Origin of the sequence: Synechococcus sp. RS9909 (assembly GCF_014279595.1) — a bacterium.
GTDB lineage: Bacteria > Cyanobacteriota > Cyanobacteriia > PCC-6307 > Cyanobiaceae > Synechococcus_C.
The window spans coordinates 824,414-841,776 of the sequence record NZ_CP047943.1 but is presented as its reverse complement, the minus strand read 5'-3'; the positions used below and the strand labels follow the sequence as shown (position 1 = coordinate 841,776).

Below are 17,363 nucleotides of genomic sequence, written 5' to 3'. Positions count from 1 at the left end.
CGTCGCATTGGCGTGTCCTTAGAAGTGATGAATTAGCATTGCGACGTGATGCTGGCTCCTGATGGCCCCTTGGCCCGAGTCCTGGCCCTTCGCTGCCATGCATGTTGTGGCGGATGCCAGCGAGGCAGGATCCTTCCGCTGTGAGGCGCTCACCGCGCGAGCCCAGACCTTGCTCGGGTTGAGCGACGCAGCCTCAGCCGCAGAACTACAACAGCGGCTGCAAATCGTGCTCGCCCCAGGCCAGGAGCGCGGGCTGCTCGGAGGCGACGCCAGCGATGCGGCATCGGCACCGATCTGCTGGCAGGTGGCGCTGGAGCCTCGCTCCGCCCCCTGCAGCAGAGCGCTGCATGTGGAAGCCCAGCCCCATGGCACCAATGGCTGGCTGCTCAACCTCAGCGACGTCAGCGCTGAGCCGCCAATCCCCACCCCACCCCACGGCCCACCCGATCCCGATCTGGCTCTCACCGCCCTGCGCATCACCGAAGCGATCCCCGTGGGCACCTACACGATGGTGCTGCGACCCGGCGCTGCACTGGCCAGCTTCGAATTCATGTCGGACCGATTCCTCGAACTCACCGGTATCAAGCGGGAAGAGGCGCTCGAGGACCCGCTCAAGGGATTCGCCTGTGTGCATCCCGACGACTTCGACACCTGGGTGCAATGGAATGCAGAAGCCTTCACCAACCGCACACCGTTTTTTGGGCAAACCCGCCTGCTGGTGAATGGGGACGTGCGCTGGATCACCGCGGAATCGGTGCCACGCGACCTGCCCGACGGCAGTGTGGTGTGGGAAGGGGTGTTGATCGACGTCACCGAGCAGGTGCTGGCCCAGCAACAGTTTGAAGAACAGCGCCGCGACCTCGAACGCATCCTCGACAACATCCCGATCAGCATCGCCTTTCTGGATCTGCGACAGGAGGATCCTGCGATCACCTTCCTCAACAGCACCTTCCAACACCAGCTCGGCTACACCCTGGCCGACATCCCCAGCCTGTCGCGCTGGTTTCCCCTCGCCTACCCCGATCCCGACTACCGCCAGGAGGTGATGCAACGCTGGCAGAAGGCCCTGGCCATCCATGCTGATGGCGAAGGCGCCATCGCCCAGAACGACGACTACCGGATCACCAGCAAATCCGGCCAGCAGTTGGAGATGTTGATCAACAGCGTGGAACTCGACGATCGGCTCGTGTTCACCTTCGTGGATGTGACCGCCTATCGCCAGGCTCAGCGGCGGCAGCTGAGCGACATGGACGAAAAGTTGCGCATCAGCCTCACCGCCTCTGCGATCGGCCATGAGATCCGCCAGCCGCTGAGCACGATCCTGCTCAACAGCAAGCTGGCCCTGGAGGGTCTGGGTCAAGAGACCGCCACCCCTGAGGATCTGCGCGAACGCCTGACGGTGATCGACGCAGAATCCCAGCGCCTGTCGCTGATCGCCGAGCGGATCGGGCTGCTGCTGCGCAACGTGCACACCGAGAAGGTGCCCCTCGACCTGCGGCAGGTGGTGGACAGCTGCGTTCTGCAACTGCAGGCGAGGGTGCGGGAGCAGGAGGTGCAGTTCTGCCTGGAGCAACCGGACACGGCGGTGCCGATCCTGGGCGATTCCGTGCAGCTGCAACTCGCCATCTGCAACCTGCTCCGCAACAGCCTCGATGCGCTGCGCCTGCATCACACCGCCGCGCCCCGGCTGCTCCTGACGGTGCGGCAGCAGCCGGATGGGATCTCCCTGGTGGTGGCCGACAACGGGCCGGGATTCCCCGCTGGCCTCGAACCGCTGCAACCCCTGATCAGCCTCAAAGATGACGGTTATGGCATCGGTTTGTTTGTGGTGCAACTGAGCCTTCAGAATCACGGCGGCACGATTCGCATCGGCCGCTCCACCCAACTGGGTGGGGCTGAGGTGCAGCTGCACTTTCCCACCGCCACTGGAGCGTCATGAGCCAAGCCCGAGAATTGCTGCGCTCGGTGCGCAACCTCACCATCCTGCGCGACCTGGCCAAAACAGGTGGTGGGCTCGACAGCATCGCCGATCTGGTCGACAACTTCCTCGACAGTGAAGCGATGGCCTTGTGCGTCGAACGCTTCCGCCGCCTTCCCGGTGGTGCCGAAATGCTCGAGCAGCGCTATCCCCCCTTTCAGCCGGATGTGGAGGCGTTGGAGCGGTTGCCGCAGGGCAGCCTCGGCCATGCCTACGCCGGCATGATCCGCCGGCTCAACTACGACGCCGACTTCTTCCGCCCGCGCGACACGAGCACCGAAGCGCTGTGGCTCACCCAACGGATTGCCACCACCCATGACCTGCACCATGTGGTGGCGGGCTTCAGCACCGAACCAGCCGGTGAATCCGGCGTGCTGGCGATCACGGCCACCCAGATCGGCTTTCCCGCCTTCGTGCTGCTCAACCTGCTCGCCGGGTTCCGCTCCTTCCGCTTGCAGCCTCAGGAGCTGGAGCTGATCAGCCGGGCGATCGCCCACGGCAACAGAATCGGCCTGCAGGCAGCCCCTCTGGTGGCCCAGAAATGGGAAGAGGGCTGGGAGAAACCCTTGTCGCAATGGCGCAGCGACCTCGGTGTTCAGGTCGCGGAAGCCGAACCATTCAGCGCGACTGACTGACGCCTCAGACGTTGAAGAGAAACTCCATCACGTCTCCCTCGTCCACCACATACTCCTTGCCTTCACTGCGCAGCCATCCCTTGTTGCGGGCCTCGGCAAGGGAGCCTGCCTCCAACAGCTTCTGCCAGCCGATCGTCTGGGCGCGAATGAAGCCCCGCTCGAAATCGGTGTGGATCACACCGGCGGCCTGGGGGGCTGTCATGCCGGCCTTGAAGGTCCAGGCACGCGTTTCCTTCTCGCCCGTCGTGAAATAGGTGCGCAGACCCAACAGGTTGTAGGTGGCACGGATCAGGCTCTGCAGCCCGCCTTCGCTCACCCCCAGACCCTCGAGGTAATCGGCACGCTCCTCATCGCCCAGCTCAATCAGTTCCGCCTCCACCTGGGCTGAAATGCGCACGGTTTCGGCGCCTTCACTGGCCGCGAGGGCCACCACCTCCTCACAGAAGCGATTCCCAGGAGCCAGATCGTCTTCGCTCACATTGGTGGCGTAGATGATCGGCTTGGCCGTGAGCAGACCGAGGGGTTTGATCATGGCGGCTTCCTCCTCGGTCAAGGCGACGCTGCGCGCTGCGCCCCCCTGCTCAAGCACCGCCTGGATCCGCTCCAGGGCAGCGTCCTCCACCTGGGCCTCCTTGCTGGTGCGCATCTGTTTCTTCAGCCGTTCGCGGCGCTTCTCCACCTGGGCCAGATCGGCCAATCCGAGCTCCAGGTTGATCACCTCCGCATCCCGCGCCGGCCCCACGGAGCCGGACACATGAATCACGTCATCGTCTTCAAAACAGCGCACCACATGAACGATCGCGTCCACCTCGCGGATGTTGGCCAGGAACTTGTTGCCGAGGCCCTCCCCCTGGCTGGCTCCCTTGACCAGACCGGCGATGTCGACAAACTCGATCCGGGCGGGGATCAACTCCTTGCTGCCGCTGAGATCCGAGAGCTGCTGCAGCCGGGGATCGGGAACCGCCACGGTGCCCACGTTCGGCTCAATCGTGCAGAACGGAAAATTGGCAGCCTGCGCCTGCGCGTTGGCCACCAGGGCGTTGAACAGGGTGGACTTGCCGACGTTGGGCAGCCCGACAATTCCGGCTTTGAGCATGGCTGGCAATCTACCTGCGCAAGTCGGCGCCATCCCCAGCGAGACTGGTGCGCAATTGCACGTGGGGTCATGGCCACCACCAACCGCCAGCCCCTCCCCCCATCCCAGGAGCAGGGCTTGGCTCCCCTCACCCAACTCAGCGGCCTCAAACGACGGCGGCGGCGCAGCCTCGGCCTGATCGCCGGTCTGGTGCTGGTGGGTGGTGGCTTGGCGTTCTGGAGCGTCGGGCCGGGCCGCAATCGCTCCCGCGACCTCAGCGCCTACACCGTGAAGGCGGAGCGGGGCTCGCTGCCAGGAGTGATCACGGCCAGCGGCGAACTGGAGGCGATCCGGCGCGTCAATGTGAGCCCCAAGCGCCAGGGGCGGCTGGAGAGCCTGGATGTGGAGGAAGGCGCCACGGTGGAGAAGGGTCAGGTGCTGGCGCGCATGGACAGCGGCGATTACCGCGAGCGCATCGATGAACTGCAGGCGCTTGAACGGCAGGCCCGCGCCGATTACCAGGGAAAACGTGCCGATTACCTGCTCAACAAGAGGCTGGAAAACAGTGGTGCCCTCAGCACCTCCGATCTGGAAGGGTTCCGCTACAGCTACCTCAGCAGCAAAGCCGCCCTCGCGGCGGCACGCGAGCGCATCCAGCAACGCCAGGTGGAAGGGGAAGAGCTGCTGATCCGCGCCCCCTTCAGCGGTGTGATCACCGAGCGCTTTGCCGAACCCGGCGCCTTCGTGACCCCCACCACCACCGCCTCAGCCACCGCCGGTGCCACCAGCTCCTCGATCGTGGAGCTCTCCCAGGGACTGGAGGTCGCCGCCAAGGTGCCGGAAAGCGACATCGGCCGCATCCTCATCGGCCAGGACGCCACGGTGCGGGTGGATGCGTTCCCGGATCAGCGTTTTGCAGCGCGTGTGCGCGACATCGCCCCCCGCGCCGAGAAGGTCGACAACGTGGTCTCCTTCGAAGTGGAGCTGTCGTTGCTCAATCCGCCGCCGAAGCTGCGCATCGGCATGACCGCCGATGTGGACTTCCAGACCGGATCCACCGCCCCCAGCACCCTGGTGCCCACCGTGGCGATCGTGACGGAAAACGGCAAACCCGGCGTGCTGCTGGTGGGCAAGAACGAGCAGCCCCGCTTCCAGGCGGTGGAACTGGGGGCGAGCAGCGGCAGTCAGACCGCCATTCTCAAGGGCGTTCAGCCGGGAACAAAGGTGTTCATCGATCTGCCCCCCTGGGCGAAGAAGCGCGACTGATCCAGAGAGACGGATCCAACCCAACGCCCCTCACCCCCATGCCCGCCAGCCCAGAGAAGCCCCTGCTGTTGCTTATTGACGGCCACTCCCTCGCTTTTCGCAGCTTCTACGCCTTCAGCAAGGGTGGGGAGGGTGGCCTGGCCACCAAGGATGGCCGTCCCACGAGCGTGACCTACGGCTTCCTCAAGGCCCTGCTCGATCACTGCAAGGGGTTGCGTCCCAGCGGTGTGGCGATCGCCTTCGACACGGCCGAACCCACCTTCCGGCATGAGGCCGATGCCAACTACAAGGCGCACCGGGACGTGGCCCCCGAAGTGTTCTTTCAAGACCTGGAGCAGCTCCAGCAGATCCTGCGCCAGCAGTTGCGTCTGCCCCTGTGCCTGGCACCCGGCTATGAAGCGGACGATGTGCTGGGCACCCTGGCGAACCGCGCCGCCAACGACGGCTGGAGGGTGCGGATCCTCAGCGGTGACCGCGACCTCTTTCAGCTGGTGGATGACCAGCGCGACATCGCCGTGCTCTACATGGGCGGGGGCCCCTATGCCAAAAACAGCGGCCCGAGCCTGATCAACGAAGCGGGCGTGGAAGCCAAGCTCGGGGTGACGCCGGCGTCGGTGGTGGATCTCAAAGCCCTCACCGGCGACAGCTCCGACAACATCCCAGGTGTGAAAGGCGTCGGGCCCAAAACCGCCATCAACCTGCTCAAGGAGAACGGCGACCTCGATGGGGTGTATCAAGCCCTGGCCGAGGTGGAGGCCGAGGGCCCGAAGGCGAGCCGCGGCGCGATCAAGGGCGCGCTCAAGGGCAAACTCAGCGCCGATCGCGACAATGCTTACCTCTCCCGCAAGCTGGCGGAGATTCTGGTGGACATCCCCCTTCCAGAGGAGCCGGATCTCGACCTGGGCACGGTGGATGCCGACGGTCTCAGCGCACGGTTGCAAGAGCTGGAACTGAACAGCCTGGTGCGCCAGATTCCTGCGTTTGTGGCGACCTTCTCCAGCGGCGGCCTGGCGGCCAACGGCCACCTGCTGGGGCAGGTCGGCCAGGTGCAGGTCCAAGACACGGGAACGGAAGGCGCCACGGAAGGCGTCGTTGCACCCGCCACCAGCGACAGCCTGCCGCTCCTGACGCCCCAGCTGATCAGAACTGAGCACCAGCTGAAGGCACTAATCGATCGGCTCCTGCTGTGCCGCGACCCCGCCCAACCGGTGGCCCTGGACACCGAAACCAGTGACCTCAACCCCTTCAAGGCCCAGTTGGTGGGGGTGGGCGTTTGCTGGGGGCCGGAGCTCGATGATCTGGCCTACATCCCAGTGGGGCATCGGCCGTCGGCGGAACCATCACTGGAGGACTCCAGCGCGATCCAGCAGCTCCCCCTGGACACCGTGCTCGCCCAGCTCGCCCCCTGGCTGGCCAGCGCTGAGCACCCCAAGGCCCTGCAGAACGCCAAATACGACCGTCTGATCCTGCTGCGCCACGGGCTGCCCCTCGGCGGGGTGGTGATGGACACCCTGCTGGCCGATTACCTCCGCGATGCGGCAGCCAAACACGGTCTTGATGCGATGGCCGAGCGCGACTACGGCATCCAACCCACCCTGTTCAGCGACCTGGTGGGCAAAGCGAAGGACGGCAAAGCGAGCTGTTTCGCTGAGGTGGAGATCAACCAGGCCGCCCTCTACTGCGGCATGGATGTGCATCTCACCCGCCGCCTGGCCCTTGACCTGCGCCAGCAGCTGGCGGCGATGGGGCCCCGGCTGCTGCCATTGCTCGACCAGGTGGAACTCCCCCTGGAGCCGGTGCTGGCCCTGATGGAGGCCACGGGGATTCGCATCGACCATCCCTACCTTGCCGCGCTCTCCACCGAGATGGCCCAGACCCTGGAACGGCTCGAGACCGAGGCGAAGCAGGCCGCCGGCATGGAGTTCAACCTCGCCTCCCCCAAACAACTCGGGGAGCTCCTGTTCGACACCCTCGGGCTCGATCGCAAAAAATCGCGTCGCACCAAAACGGGCTACAGCACCGATGCCACCGTGCTGGAGAAGCTGGAACAGGATCACCCGGTGGTGCCCCTGGTGCTGGAGCACCGCACGCTCAGCAAGCTGAAGAGCACCTACGTGGATGCCCTGCCCCAGCTGGTGGAAGCGGAAACCGGCCGGGTGCACACCGACTTCAACCAGGCCGTGACCGCCACAGGAAGGCTGAGCAGCAGCAACCCCAACCTGCAGAACATCCCCGTGCGCACGGAGTTCTCGCGGCGGATCCGCAAGGCCTTTCTGCCCCAGGCGGGCTGGCAACTGCTCAGCGCCGATTACTCCCAGATCGAGCTGCGCATCCTCACCCACCTCTCGGGCGAGGAGGTGCTGCAACAGGCTTATCGCGATGGCGACGACGTGCATGCCCTCACCGCCCGGTTGCTGCTGGAGAAAAAGGCCGTCACAGCCGATGAGCGCCGCCTCGGCAAAACGATCAATTTCGGGGTGATCTACGGCATGGGCGCCCAGCGCTTCGCGCGGGAAACCGGCGTCAGCCAGGCCCAGGCCAAGGAGTTCCTGAGCAAATACAAAGAGCGCTACCCGAAGGTGTTCGCCTTCCTCGAGCTGCAGGAAAGGCTCGCCCTCAGTCGCGGCTACGTGGAAACGATCCTGGGGCGGCGGCGGCCGTTCCACTTCGATCGCAACGGCCTGGGACGCCTGCTCGGCAAAGACCCGCTTGAGATTGATCTGGAGGTGGCACGGCGAGGCGGGATGGAGGCCCAGCAGCTGCGCGCCGCGGCCAATGCACCGATCCAGGGCTCCAGCGCCGACATCATCAAGCTGGCGATGATCCAGTTGCAGGCGGCCCTCGAGCAGCAGTCCCTACCGGCGCGGCTGCTGCTGCAGGTGCACGATGAACTGGTGCTGGAGGTGGATCCCACCGCGCTGGAGAGGGTGCGGCAGCTGGTGGTGACCACCATGGAGCAGGCGATCCAGCTCAGCGTGCCCCTGGTGGTGGAAACCGGTGTGGGAGCGAACTGGATGGAGGCGAAATAGGCCCCGGACCGTAGCCTCGCCGCCAGCGATGCCACCACGCTCTTGGCCCTGCGCTTCACCAACACGCTCAGCCGCCGCATGGAGCCCTTCAGGCCCCTGAAGGAGGGCCAGGTGAGCATCTACTGCTGTGGGGTGACGGTCTATGACCTCTGCCACCTGGGCCATGCCCGCAGCTACATCAACTGGGATGTGCTGCGCCGCTATCTGATCTGGCGCGGCTACGCGGTGACCTTCGTGCAGAACTTCACCGACATCGACGACAAAATTCTCAACCGCGCTGCCGACGAGGGCTCGAGCATGGAGGCGGTGAGCGAGCGCAACATCGCCGCCTTCCATGCCGATATGGAGGCCCTGGGCATCCTCAGGCCCGATCGCATGCCGCGCGCCACCCGCTGCCTCGACGCGATCCGCGACCTGATCGGCGAACTGGAGGCCAAAGGGGCTGCCTATTCCGCGGATGGCGATGTGTATTTCGCCGTGATGAAGCATGCCGGCTACGGCAAGCTCAGCGGCCGTGATCTGGGCGAGCAGCAAACGAACGCCGAGGGCCGCGTCGCCGATGCTGAAGAAGCGCGCAAGCAACACCCCTTCGATTTCGCCCTCTGGAAAGGGGCCAAGCCCGGCGAGCCCTCCTTCCCCTCCCCCTGGGGCGCCGGTCGACCGGGCTGGCACATCGAATGCTCGGCGATGGTGCGCGAGGAGCTGGGCGACACGATCGACATCCATCTCGGCGGTGCCGACCTGGTGTTCCCGCACCATGAGAACGAAATCGCCCAGTCGGAAGCCGCCAGCGGCCAGGAGCTGGCGCGGCTGTGGCTGCACAACGGCATGGTGAACGTGGGCGGCGAAAAGATGAGCAAATCGCTGGGCAACTTCACCACGATCCGGGCTCTCCTGGAGAGCGGCCTCTCCGCCATGACCCTGCGCCTGTTCGTGCTGCAGGCGCACTACCGCAAACCGCTGGATTTCAGCTCGGACGCCCTGGAGGCGGCCAGCAGCGGCTGGAAAGGCCTGAATGCCGCCCTCAACCTCGGCACAGGCCACGGCACCGCGCTGGGTTGGCCAAACGCCGCACCCCTGCCCAAGGGCGCAGTGGTGGAAGGCAGCATCGGGCTGTTGGATCAAAAAGGATCAACCGACCCCGACCCCTTGCTGGGCCTGCGGCAACGCTTCATCGCAGCGATGGACGATGACCTCAACAGTTCAGGGGCCTTGGCGGTGGTGTTCGAGCTGGCTCGGCCCCTACGCGGCCTGGCCAACCGACTCGATCGGGGCGATGACGCCGGGATCACGGCATCCGAATCGGCGGTGTTGAGGTCACGCTGGCTCCTGCTGCGCGAACTGGCGGCGGTGCTGGGCCTGCGGGCAGAGGCCCCACCACAGGCTGAAGCCAGCAAAAGCTCGGTCGACACCACGGCAATCGAAGCGGCGATCGCAGCACGTCAAGCTGCCAAGCAGGCCAAAAATTACGCCGAAGCCGATCGCATCCGCAGCGAACTCACGGCTCAAGGCATCGAACTGATCGACAAGCCCGGTGGGATCACCGAGTGGCGCCACAGCTGAGCTGAGCAGCGGGCGCAGATCAGCGCTGCTGTCCTGCCATCAAGGCCTCGATCTTGCGGATCCGCGCCAGCGTGGTGGTCCACACCTCAAGCCGAAAACGCTGATCCGCCAGCTTGGAATCGGCCGGATCGGCTGCATCAATCCAGGCCTGGAGCTCCGCCAGCTTCGCTTCGGGATTCTGCTTGGCTTCAAACGCGTCCCACAGCTCCCGTTCCAGCCGAGCCCGCTCAATGAAATTCCAGCGCTTGAGCCAGAGCATGGGCATGCCAGTCGCGATGATGGATCCGGTCTACTGGATTCGAGCGCGATGCAACCGGAGAGCCTCTCCAAAGCGATTCAGCTCTCCGTGGCCCCGGTGTTCCTGCTCGCCGGCATCGGCGCCTTGTTGAACGTGATCTCCGCCCGGCTGGCCCGGATCGTGGATGCGGCCAGGCAGGCGCGCGATGCGGCCCGAGCGGGAGAAACACTCGACGAGCAGCAACGCCGCAGCTACCGCCGCCGCATGCAACTCACGATCCGGGCGATCGAACTGCTCACCGCTGCCACGCTGCTGATTTCCGCCGTGGTGGCGGTGACCTTCTTCAGCGTGATTTCCAGGGTGAACCTCACCCTGGTGGTTGTGCCCCTGTTCATCGCAGCGATGAGCTTGCTGATGCTCGCCTCGCTCTGCTTCCTCCGGGAGGTTCAGATGGCCTCGCGGCATCTGCGCGAGTTGATCTGACCCTGCCCGTTCAACCCGGCAGCCAACCCCACCCCCTGAGCAGATCCACCAGGCTGATCACCAGGCCCACGGCGATCACGGGCGGGGAAATCCAGCGCAGCACAAACAGCAACCAGCGGCGTAAGCCAGCCGGTGTGGCACTCCCCTTGAGATCAGCCTCAAAGCGTTGCGGCGCCGCCCAACCGAGCAGCAGGGCGATCAGCAGACCACCAAGGATCAGCATCACCCCCCCGAAGATCGAATCCATCACTTCCAACACCGGGATCGACGTGGCCGCCGGGAGACCGGCCACAAAGATCAACGCCGCACTGATCCACACCGCCCGCCGGCGACTCCAACCGAGCCGATCCATCAGCGACGCCACCGGCACCTCCAACAACGACACCGACGAGGTGATCGCGGCGATGTAGGCAAGAAAGAAAAACAGCACCGCCACCACCCGTCCCGTGAGCCCAAGGGACGCGAGTCCGGTGGGCAGAGCGATGAACAGGGTGCCCACGGTGGAGCCACTCACCACATCCTTCAGCCCGAAACTCATCACCACCGGGAAGGTGACCAGCCCGGCGAGCAGGCCGACGGCGGTGTCCATCCCCACAACGGCCATCGCTTCTCTCGGCAGATGATTGCGACGGTCGAGATAGGCCGCATAAGCCAGGATGCAGCCGATTCCTGCCCCAATCGAAAAAAACGCCTGGGTGAAGGCATTACGAATGGTGGTGAAGTCGGCGAGTTCCCGGGGATCGAAGTTGAGCAGAAAGGTGTGACGCCCCTCGGCTGCTCCCTCCAGACCGGAGGCCCACAGCGCCAGTCCGATCAACAACACAAACAGCAGCGGCAGGGCCCAGCGCGACAGCCGCTCGATGCCGGCCTGCACGCCAGCCACCACCACCAGGGCCGTGAGCACCAGGCTCACCGATTGCCCCAGCAGGGCGCTGTTACCGCCGCTGATGGCCCCGAAGAAGCGTTCCGCTTCGGCCATGTCGGCCGGCAGACCCACCACCAGCGCATGCCACAGCGTGTGGCCGGTCCAGCCCATCAGCACGGCGTAGAAAGCGAGAATGCCGCTTGCTGCGGCGATGAACAGCCAGCCCATCGGCTGCCAGCGCCGGCCCGCCGCCGTGACCGGAGCCAGCAAGGGGCTATGGCCCGTGCTGCGGCCCAGCACCATCTCCGCCACCAGCACCGGCAGACACACCACCAGCACAATCAGCACATACAGCAACAGGAAGGCACCACCACCGCCCTGGGACGCCCGATAGGCAAAGCCCCAGAGGTTACCCAGCCCCACCGCACTGCCAGCGGCCGCCAAGACAAAGCCCAGGCCTGAACGCCAGTGTTCCTTCACCGCCATCCGCGCTTCCCATGCCTGGCCATGGGCGGCAGTTTGCCAGGGTTCGGCATGGGAAACTGTTGCCAATTGCCGGATCGACGTGAAAGCCATCAGCGTGCTGGGCTCCACGGGCTCGATCGGCACCCAGACCCTGGAAATCGCCAGGGAGTTTCCCGACCAGTTCCGGGTTGTCTCCCTCACCGCCGGGCGCAACCTGCCCCTGCTGGTGGAGCAGATCGTGGAGCATCAGCCGGAGGTGGTGGCGCTCGCCGACGCCGATCTGCTGCCTGAGCTGCGCGCCAGGCTGGAGGCCTTGGAGGCGAACCAGACACCGAAGCTTCTGCCCCAGCTGGTGGGGGGCCGTGAGGGGTTGAATGAGGCCGCCGCCTGGGAGTCCGCCGATCTGGTGGTGACCGGCATCGTCGGTTGCGCCGGCCTGCTGCCCACCCTGGCGGCCGTGCGCGCCGGCAAGGATCTGGCCCTGGCCAACAAGGAAACCCTGATTGCTGCCGGGCCGGTGGTGCTGCCCGAGCTGAAGAAGAGCGGCAGTCGCCTGTTGCCGGCCGATTCGGAGCACTCCGCCATCTTCCAGTGCCTGCAGGGCACCCCCTGGGCCGAAAACGCCCGGCTCTCCACCGGCATTCCCACCCCCGGCCTGCGCCGAATCCAACTCACCGCCTCCGGTGGCGCCTTCCGCGACTGGAAAGCCGCTGACCTGGAGAAGGCGACCGTGGCCGATGCCACGTCCCATCCCAACTGGAGCATGGGCCGCAAGATCACCGTGGATTCCGCCTCACTGATGAACAAGGGGCTGGAAGTGATCGAAGCCCACTATCTGTTCGGCCTCGATTACGACCACATCGAAATCGTTATTCACCCCCAGAGCATCATCCATTCGATGATCGAACTGGCGGATTCCTCCGTGCTCGCCCAGCTCGGCTGGCCCGACATGAAACTGCCGATCCTTTACTGCCTCAGCTGGCCTTCCCGGCTCGACACCCCCTGGCGCCGTCTCAATCTCACCGAGGTGGGCCAACTGACCTTCCGCAGCCCCGATCCCGCCAAATATCCCTGCATGGAGCTGGCTTACGCCGCCGGACGCGCCGGCGGCACCATGCCGGCTGTGTTGAATGCGGCCAACGAGGAAGCCGTGGCCCAGTTCCTGCAGGAACGGATTCATTTCCTCGACATTCCCGACCTGATCGATGCCGCCTGCGAACGGCACAAGGCCGATCGGATGGATCACCCCCGCCTCGAGGATGTGCTGGAGGTGGATCAATGGGCGCGGGTCACGGTGCGCGAGCAGGTGAGCCGCGGCAGCCAGCGGCTGGGGATGACCCCGGTTGCGGCGTGATCAGCCATCACCTGCTGCTCTGCGCCACGCCTGCCAAAGCCAAGTGCTGTGATCCCAGCATCGGCGCTGCCAGCTGGGAGGCGCTCAAGAGTGGCGTGCGCGCCCTCGATCTGGAGAACCCCCAACGACGCGAAGGCATCGTGCTGCGCACCAAGGCGGACTGCCTGCGGGTGTGTGAGCAGGGCCCGGTGTTGCTGATCTGGCCCGACGGGATCTGGTATGGCGGCGTGACCCCGGAACGGGTGCAGCTGATCCTGGAACGCCATGTGGTGGGGGGCGAACCCTGCCACGACTGGATCATTCGCCGCACACCCCTGCGCTCGCTCTGAGCTGGTCAAACCAGGCCAGCGCCAGGCGATCCGACCAGCAACCCGGCTCCGGACCGTTGCAACGACCATCGCCGCGGCCGTGATAGCCGTTGTGGCCGCCCTGGCGCGTGAGCACCACCGACACATTGCCCGCCGCCGCAGCGGCGCCATTGCTGATCTGCAACGCTGCCTGCAGCCGTTGAGCCGCGGCTGCTGGCACCCAGGGGTCATCCAGGGCCTGCAGCAACAGGGTCGGTGGCAGCAGGCTGCGCCGGCTGGGCTCAAGCAACCTGGGCAGCGGTGAAGCGCCGCTGTAATAGCTCTCCACGGAGGCAAAGCTCCACCGTGGTGCGGTGATCGCCGCATCAAAGGCCCGGATCGTGGCGGCCTGCTCTCCCCGCGCCATCGCCTCCAGCTGCTGCCGCTCCGGCTCACGCACACCGAAGGGATCGGCCAGGGTCTGGAGCACGAGCCGCTGCAGCAACCAACGCTGGTACACGCGGTTGCGCGGACGCTCGATCGAAGCGCTGCAGGCGGCCAGGTCGAGGGGGCTGCTGGCGCAGAACAGACCATCGAGCACCCCGGGGATCGCCAAAGCTGCATTCAGAAGCATGGTGCCGCCGAGGGAAAGGCCAGCACCGAAAAGCGGCAGGGGCCGTTGCAAGCCGGCAGCGGCAGCCAGATCCCCGGCGAGCTCCCGGGCTCGCATCAGGGCGGGGAGCAGATCGCTGTTGCAAGCGGCGGCGTAGGTGCCGCCGGCGAGATGGCGACCGGGATCAGCACCGCGCAGGTTGAGCCGCAACACGGCAAAGCCGCTGGCCTGCAGGGTGAGACCCAGCCGGCGCAACCCCTCGCGCCGGCTGGATCCACCCAGTCCATGCAGCAGCAGCACCAGCCCCTTGGGCGGCTGAGAGCTGGCGAAAGGCCTGGGACGATCGAGAAAGGCCAACAGCTGTCCGGCCGCTGCCGCACCACTGGCCAGAGCCGGCACAGCAATCCGGAGCGGCTGCCCCTGATCCGGCGGTAACGCCATCGGCCTGAGGGTGTCCCGCAGGGTCTGCAGGTCACCCCCCAGCCAGGGGAAACGTTGGCGATAGGGCGCAACCCCGAGCTGCTGAAGCAGCAAACCGCTCACTTCTTGCCGACGCCCAGCTCCTTGAGCTCCCCGAGCAGATCACCCAGCACCTTCTTGGCATCGCCGAACACCATCGAGGTGTTGGCCAGCTCGAACAGATCGTTTTTGATGCCGGAATAGCCGGCACTCATGCCCCGCTTCACCACAAACACCGTGCGGGCCTGCTGCACATCCAGCACCGGCATGCCGTAGAGCGGCGAATTGGGGTCGTTCTTGGCCTGGGGATTGACCACATCATTTGCACCGAGCACCAGCACCACATCGGTGGCCGGGAACTCGGGGTTGATCACATCCATCTCCTTGAGTTGCTCATAGGGCACATCGGCCTCGGCGAGCAGCACATTCATGTGGCCAGGCATGCGGCCAGCCACCGGATGAATGGCGTAATCCACCTGGATGCCTGCCGCTTCCAGAGAACGGGTGACTTCGCGCAGGGTGTGCTGGGCCTGAGCGACGGCAAGGCCGTAACCGGGCACGATCACCACGCGCTCCGCCGCCTCCAGGGTGAGGGCGCATTCCTCCACGCTGCAGCTGGTGATGTTGGTGTATTCACCTCCGCCGCCACCGGCGCTGGACGTGGCGCCGAGCGCACCGCCGAACAGCACCGACACCAATGAGCGGTTCATGCCGTTGCACATCACCTGGGTGAGGATCAGGCCGGCAGCGCCAACCATGGCCCCCGCCACGATCAGCAGCTGGCTGCCCACCACGAAACCGGCGGCGGCCGCGGCCACACCGGAATAGCTGTTGAGCAGGGAAATCACCACGGGCATGTCGGCGCCGCCGATCGGCAGGGTGACGCCGATGCCGAGCAGGCCGGAGGCCACCACCAGCAACCAGAGCCCATGGGTGCTGCCACTGAAGCGAATCATTTCCACCGCACCCACCAGGGCCGCAACCGCCAGGGCGATGTTCACCACATGACGCAGCTTGCTCTGCATCCAGGCGGGAGTGGACAGCCAGCCCTGCAGCTTGGCCATGGCCACGATCGAACCGGTGAAGGTGATCGAGCCCACGAACACGGAGATCACGATCGAGATGGTTTCCACCAGACCGGATTCCCCCTCACTGTTGCCACCGATGGCGGGATAGAGGGCGACGCCGAGGGCCACCAACAGCGACGACATGCCGCCGCAACCGTTGAAGAGCGCCACGGTTTCGGGCATAGACGTCATCGGCACGCGCTGGGCGGTGATCGCACCGAGCACACCCCCCACGAGGGTGCCGAGGATGATCCAGGTCCAGGAGGCGGCGGTGATGCCGCCGGCCAGGCCCGTGGTCAGATCACCACTGGAACTGAGCGCCTCCACCAGCACACCAATCACCGCCAGTGCCATCGCCACGGCAGCGAGCTGGTTGGCGGCACGGGCGGAACGCACCTTCGAGAGCCCCTTGATCCCCAGCGCCAGCAGCAAAACGGCGACCAGGTCGATCACAAATTTGACAATCACAGCAGAGCTCATCAGCGGGACTCCTTGCGGGCGGGCTTACGGCCGAACATGGCCAGCATCCGATCGGTGACGAGAAAGCCGCCGATCACGTTGAAGAGGGCAAAGCCAAGCGACACAGACCCGAGCAGCAGCAGGGGCGTATTGCCGCTGTGACCGGCCTTGATGATCAGGGTGAGGGCTGCCAGCACGGTGATGCCGGAGATGGCGTTGGCGCCGCTCATCAGGGGGGTGTGCAGGGTGGGAGGCACCTTGCCGATCAGTTCCAGGCCCAGGAGGCTGCCGAGCAGCAGAACCCAGAGGGCTTCACTCAGAAAAGACATCAGTTCGATCCTCCGGGGGTGAGAACGTCGCCACGACGGATGCTGCCGTCCTGGGCCACGAGGCAACCGGCGATCAATTCATCGTCGGTGTCGAGCTTGAGCTGGCCGTCTTGGAGCGTGGGCTCGAGCAACGACAGCAGATTGCGCGCGTAGAGGGCACTGGCGTGATTGGGCACAGTGCAGGGCAGATCGTTGGCGCCGATCAGCTTCACGCCCTTGCGATCCACAGTGCGGGAGGGTTCGGTGTCGGCGCAGTTTCCGCCCTGGGCCACGGCCAGATCCACCACCACCGAGCCGGGACGCATGCGATCGAGCATGTCTTCGCTGATCAAGCGAGGGGCGCGGCGCCCCGGCACCTGGGCGGTGCAGATCGCCACATCGGCTTCCGCCAACTGGTCGGAGAGCTGCTGGCGCTGGGCGGCGAGGAAGGCATCGGATGCCTGCTTGGCATAGCCACCAGATTCAGCCGGTTTGTCGTCCATGTCGGGGGGATCGATGAAGCGGGCCCCGAGCGATTCCACCTGTTCCTTCACGGCAGGGCGGATATCGCTCACATACACCACGGCGCCGAGGCGACGCGCCGTGGCCACCGCCTGCAACCCGGCCACACCGGCCCCCAGCACCACCACACGGGCGGGCTGGACGGTGCCGGCCGCCGTCATCAACATCGGGAAATAGCGATCGAGGGCGCCGGCCCCCAGGAGCACGGCCTTGTAGCCGGCGATGTTGGCCTGGGAGGAGAGGGCGTCGGCGGCCTGGGCGCGACTGATCCGTGGCAACAATTCCAGAGCCATGGCGGAACAACCGCCCGACTGGAGCGCTGTGGCCAGCGCGTCATTGCCGTAGGGAGCGAGCAGGCCCACCAGCAAGGCGCCGCGGCGCAGGCGAGCGAGGGCACTGGCGCTGGGTTGCTGCACGCAGAGCAGCACATCAGCAGATCCCCAGGCCTGGGGATCAGCGGGAGGCACCAGCTCGGCGCCCGCCTCGCTGTAGGCGGTGTCCACAAAACCGGCGCTGGCACCAGCCCCCTGTTCGATCGTCACCGAACAACCCAGGCTGATGAATTTCCTGACGGTTTCAGGAGAAGCCGCAACACGGGTTTCCGCCGTCGCAGATTCAACAGGTATGAAAAGTCTGGGCAAGATCATGACGCCGTCGACCCCGGTGAGATTACGGGGTCGTGATCACGATTCCAGGA

Annotated in this window: 15 protein-coding genes; 8 read left to right on the top strand and 7 right to left on the bottom strand. The window is 65.6% G+C overall.

The window, feature by feature from the left end; translation table 11 throughout:
• Positions 1-61: 61 nt before the first annotated feature.
• Both SynRS9909_RS04310 and SynRS9909_RS04305 read left to right on the top strand, forming a co-directional pair.
• Entirely contained in the window at positions 62-1,939 is a 1,878-nt protein-coding gene (locus SynRS9909_RS04310; RefSeq protein ID WP_186593789.1) for a PAS domain-containing sensor histidine kinase, read from the top strand.
• On the top strand, positions 1,936-2,613 hold the full coding sequence (locus SynRS9909_RS04305) for a Coq4 family protein (protein ID WP_007100283.1): 678 nt from the start codon (positions 1,936-1,938) through the stop codon (positions 2,611-2,613). The genes SynRS9909_RS04310 and SynRS9909_RS04305 overlap by 4 nt, the downstream gene beginning before the upstream one ends.
• 4 nt (positions 2,614-2,617) lie before the next feature.
• On the opposite strand, the gene ychF is transcribed toward SynRS9909_RS04305, so the two are convergent.
• Positions 2,618-3,709, bottom strand: coding sequence for a redox-regulated ATPase YchF (ychF, locus tag SynRS9909_RS04300; RefSeq protein ID WP_007100284.1), 1,092 nt, complete (start codon positions 3,707-3,709; stop codon positions 2,618-2,620).
• A gap of 69 nt (positions 3,710-3,778) precedes the next feature.
• Between ychF and SynRS9909_RS04295 the strand changes: the two genes are divergently transcribed.
• From SynRS9909_RS04295 to cysS, 3 genes are read left to right on the top strand one after another with little or no spacing between them, the layout of a single operon-like run.
• Positions 3,779-4,954 (top strand): efflux RND transporter periplasmic adaptor subunit, encoded by a 1,176-nt coding sequence (locus SynRS9909_RS04295; RefSeq protein ID WP_007100285.1) that lies wholly within the window; start codon positions 3,779-3,781, stop codon positions 4,952-4,954.
• Between the two features lie 38 nt (positions 4,955-4,992).
• Complete coding sequence (gene polA / locus SynRS9909_RS04290; protein ID WP_007100286.1) at positions 4,993-7,983, top strand: DNA polymerase I; 2,991 nt, start codon at positions 4,993-4,995, stop codon at positions 7,981-7,983.
• A gap of 42 nt (positions 7,984-8,025) precedes the next feature.
• Positions 8,026-9,546, top strand: a complete 1,521-nt coding sequence (gene cysS / locus SynRS9909_RS04285) for a cysteine--tRNA ligase (protein ID WP_007100287.1) — start codon at positions 8,026-8,028, stop codon at positions 9,544-9,546.
• Positions 9,547-9,565: 19 nt separating this feature from the next.
• Here cysS and SynRS9909_RS04280 read toward each other — a convergent pair whose 3' ends face one another.
• The gene (locus tag SynRS9909_RS04280; RefSeq protein WP_007100288.1) at positions 9,566-9,805 is read right to left on the bottom strand and encodes a hypothetical protein; all 240 of its coding nucleotides are present in this window, start codon (positions 9,803-9,805) and stop codon (positions 9,566-9,568) included.
• A 48-nt stretch (positions 9,806-9,853) separates the two neighbouring features.
• Between SynRS9909_RS04280 and SynRS9909_RS04275 the strand changes: the two genes are divergently transcribed.
• Positions 9,854-10,267, top strand: a complete 414-nt coding sequence (locus tag SynRS9909_RS04275) for a DUF2721 domain-containing protein (protein ID WP_007100289.1) — start codon at positions 9,854-9,856, stop codon at positions 10,265-10,267.
• A 10-nt stretch (positions 10,268-10,277) separates the two neighbouring features.
• On the opposite strand, the gene SynRS9909_RS04270 is transcribed toward SynRS9909_RS04275, so the two are convergent.
• Positions 10,278-11,618, bottom strand: a complete 1,341-nt coding sequence (locus SynRS9909_RS04270; protein ID WP_007100290.1) for a sodium-dependent transporter — start codon at positions 11,616-11,618, stop codon at positions 10,278-10,280.
• A 79-nt stretch (positions 11,619-11,697) separates the two neighbouring features.
• Between SynRS9909_RS04270 and SynRS9909_RS04265 the strand changes: the two genes are divergently transcribed.
• Both SynRS9909_RS04265 and SynRS9909_RS04260 read left to right on the top strand, forming a co-directional pair.
• Complete coding sequence (locus SynRS9909_RS04265) at positions 11,698-12,951, top strand: 1-deoxy-D-xylulose-5-phosphate reductoisomerase (protein ID WP_007100291.1); 1,254 nt, start codon at positions 11,698-11,700, stop codon at positions 12,949-12,951.
• Entirely contained in the window at positions 12,948-13,280 is a 333-nt protein-coding gene (locus tag SynRS9909_RS04260; protein WP_007100292.1) for a ferredoxin, read from the top strand. The genes SynRS9909_RS04265 and SynRS9909_RS04260 overlap by 4 nt, the downstream gene beginning before the upstream one ends.
• Here the strand turns inward: SynRS9909_RS04260 and SynRS9909_RS04255 are convergent.
• From SynRS9909_RS04255 to SynRS9909_RS04240, 4 genes are read right to left on the bottom strand one after another with little or no spacing between them, the layout of a single operon-like run.
• A complete protein-coding gene (locus SynRS9909_RS04255; protein ID WP_007100293.1) occupies positions 13,249-14,394 on the bottom strand; it encodes an alpha/beta fold hydrolase in 1,146 nt (381 codons plus the stop codon). The genes SynRS9909_RS04260 and SynRS9909_RS04255 overlap by 32 nt on opposite strands.
• Positions 14,391-15,857, bottom strand: coding sequence for an NAD(P)(+) transhydrogenase (Re/Si-specific) subunit beta (locus tag SynRS9909_RS04250; RefSeq protein ID WP_007100294.1), 1,467 nt, complete (start codon positions 15,855-15,857; stop codon positions 14,391-14,393). Before SynRS9909_RS04250 ends, SynRS9909_RS04255 begins: the two co-directional genes overlap by 4 nt.
• The gene (locus SynRS9909_RS04245; protein ID WP_007100295.1) at positions 15,857-16,165 is read right to left on the bottom strand and encodes an NAD(P) transhydrogenase subunit alpha; all 309 of its coding nucleotides are present in this window, start codon (positions 16,163-16,165) and stop codon (positions 15,857-15,859) included. The genes SynRS9909_RS04250 and SynRS9909_RS04245 overlap by 1 nt, the downstream gene beginning before the upstream one ends.
• Complete coding sequence (locus SynRS9909_RS04240) at positions 16,165-17,313, bottom strand: Re/Si-specific NAD(P)(+) transhydrogenase subunit alpha (RefSeq protein ID WP_038000763.1); 1,149 nt, start codon at positions 17,311-17,313, stop codon at positions 16,165-16,167. Before SynRS9909_RS04240 ends, SynRS9909_RS04245 begins: the two co-directional genes overlap by 1 nt.
• Positions 17,314-17,363 lie beyond the last annotated feature (50 nt).

Excerpts from the sequence above, each read along its gene's own strand:
- SynRS9909_RS04310 (WP_186593789.1), top strand. The coding sequence starts at position 62 with ATGGCCCCTTGGCCCGAGTCCTGGCCCTTCGCTGCCATGCATGTTGTG.
- ychF (WP_007100284.1), bottom strand. The coding sequence starts at position 3,709 with ATGCTCAAAGCCGGAATTGTCGGGCTGCCCAACGTCGGCAAGTCCACC.
- SynRS9909_RS04240 (WP_038000763.1), bottom strand. The coding sequence starts at position 17,313 with ATGATCTTGCCCAGACTTTTCATACCTGTTGAATCTGCGACGGCGGAA.
- SynRS9909_RS04245 (WP_007100295.1), bottom strand. The coding sequence starts at position 16,165 with ATGTCTTTTCTGAGTGAAGCCCTCTGGGTTCTGCTGCTCGGCAGCCTC.
- SynRS9909_RS04280 (WP_007100288.1), bottom strand. The coding sequence starts at position 9,805 with ATGCTCTGGCTCAAGCGCTGGAATTTCATTGAGCGGGCTCGGCTGGAA.
- SynRS9909_RS04250 (WP_007100294.1), bottom strand. The coding sequence starts at position 15,857 with ATGAGCTCTGCTGTGATTGTCAAATTTGTGATCGACCTGGTCGCCGTT.
- polA (WP_007100286.1), top strand. The coding sequence starts at position 4,993 with ATGCCCGCCAGCCCAGAGAAGCCCCTGCTGTTGCTTATTGACGGCCAC.
- SynRS9909_RS04270 (WP_007100290.1), bottom strand. The coding sequence starts at position 11,618 with ATGGCGGTGAAGGAACACTGGCGTTCAGGCCTGGGCTTTGTCTTGGCG.
- SynRS9909_RS04275 (WP_007100289.1), top strand. The coding sequence starts at position 9,854 with ATGCAACCGGAGAGCCTCTCCAAAGCGATTCAGCTCTCCGTGGCCCCG.
- SynRS9909_RS04305 (WP_007100283.1), top strand. The coding sequence starts at position 1,936 with ATGAGCCAAGCCCGAGAATTGCTGCGCTCGGTGCGCAACCTCACCATC.
- SynRS9909_RS04295 (WP_007100285.1), top strand. The coding sequence starts at position 3,779 with ATGGCCACCACCAACCGCCAGCCCCTCCCCCCATCCCAGGAGCAGGGC.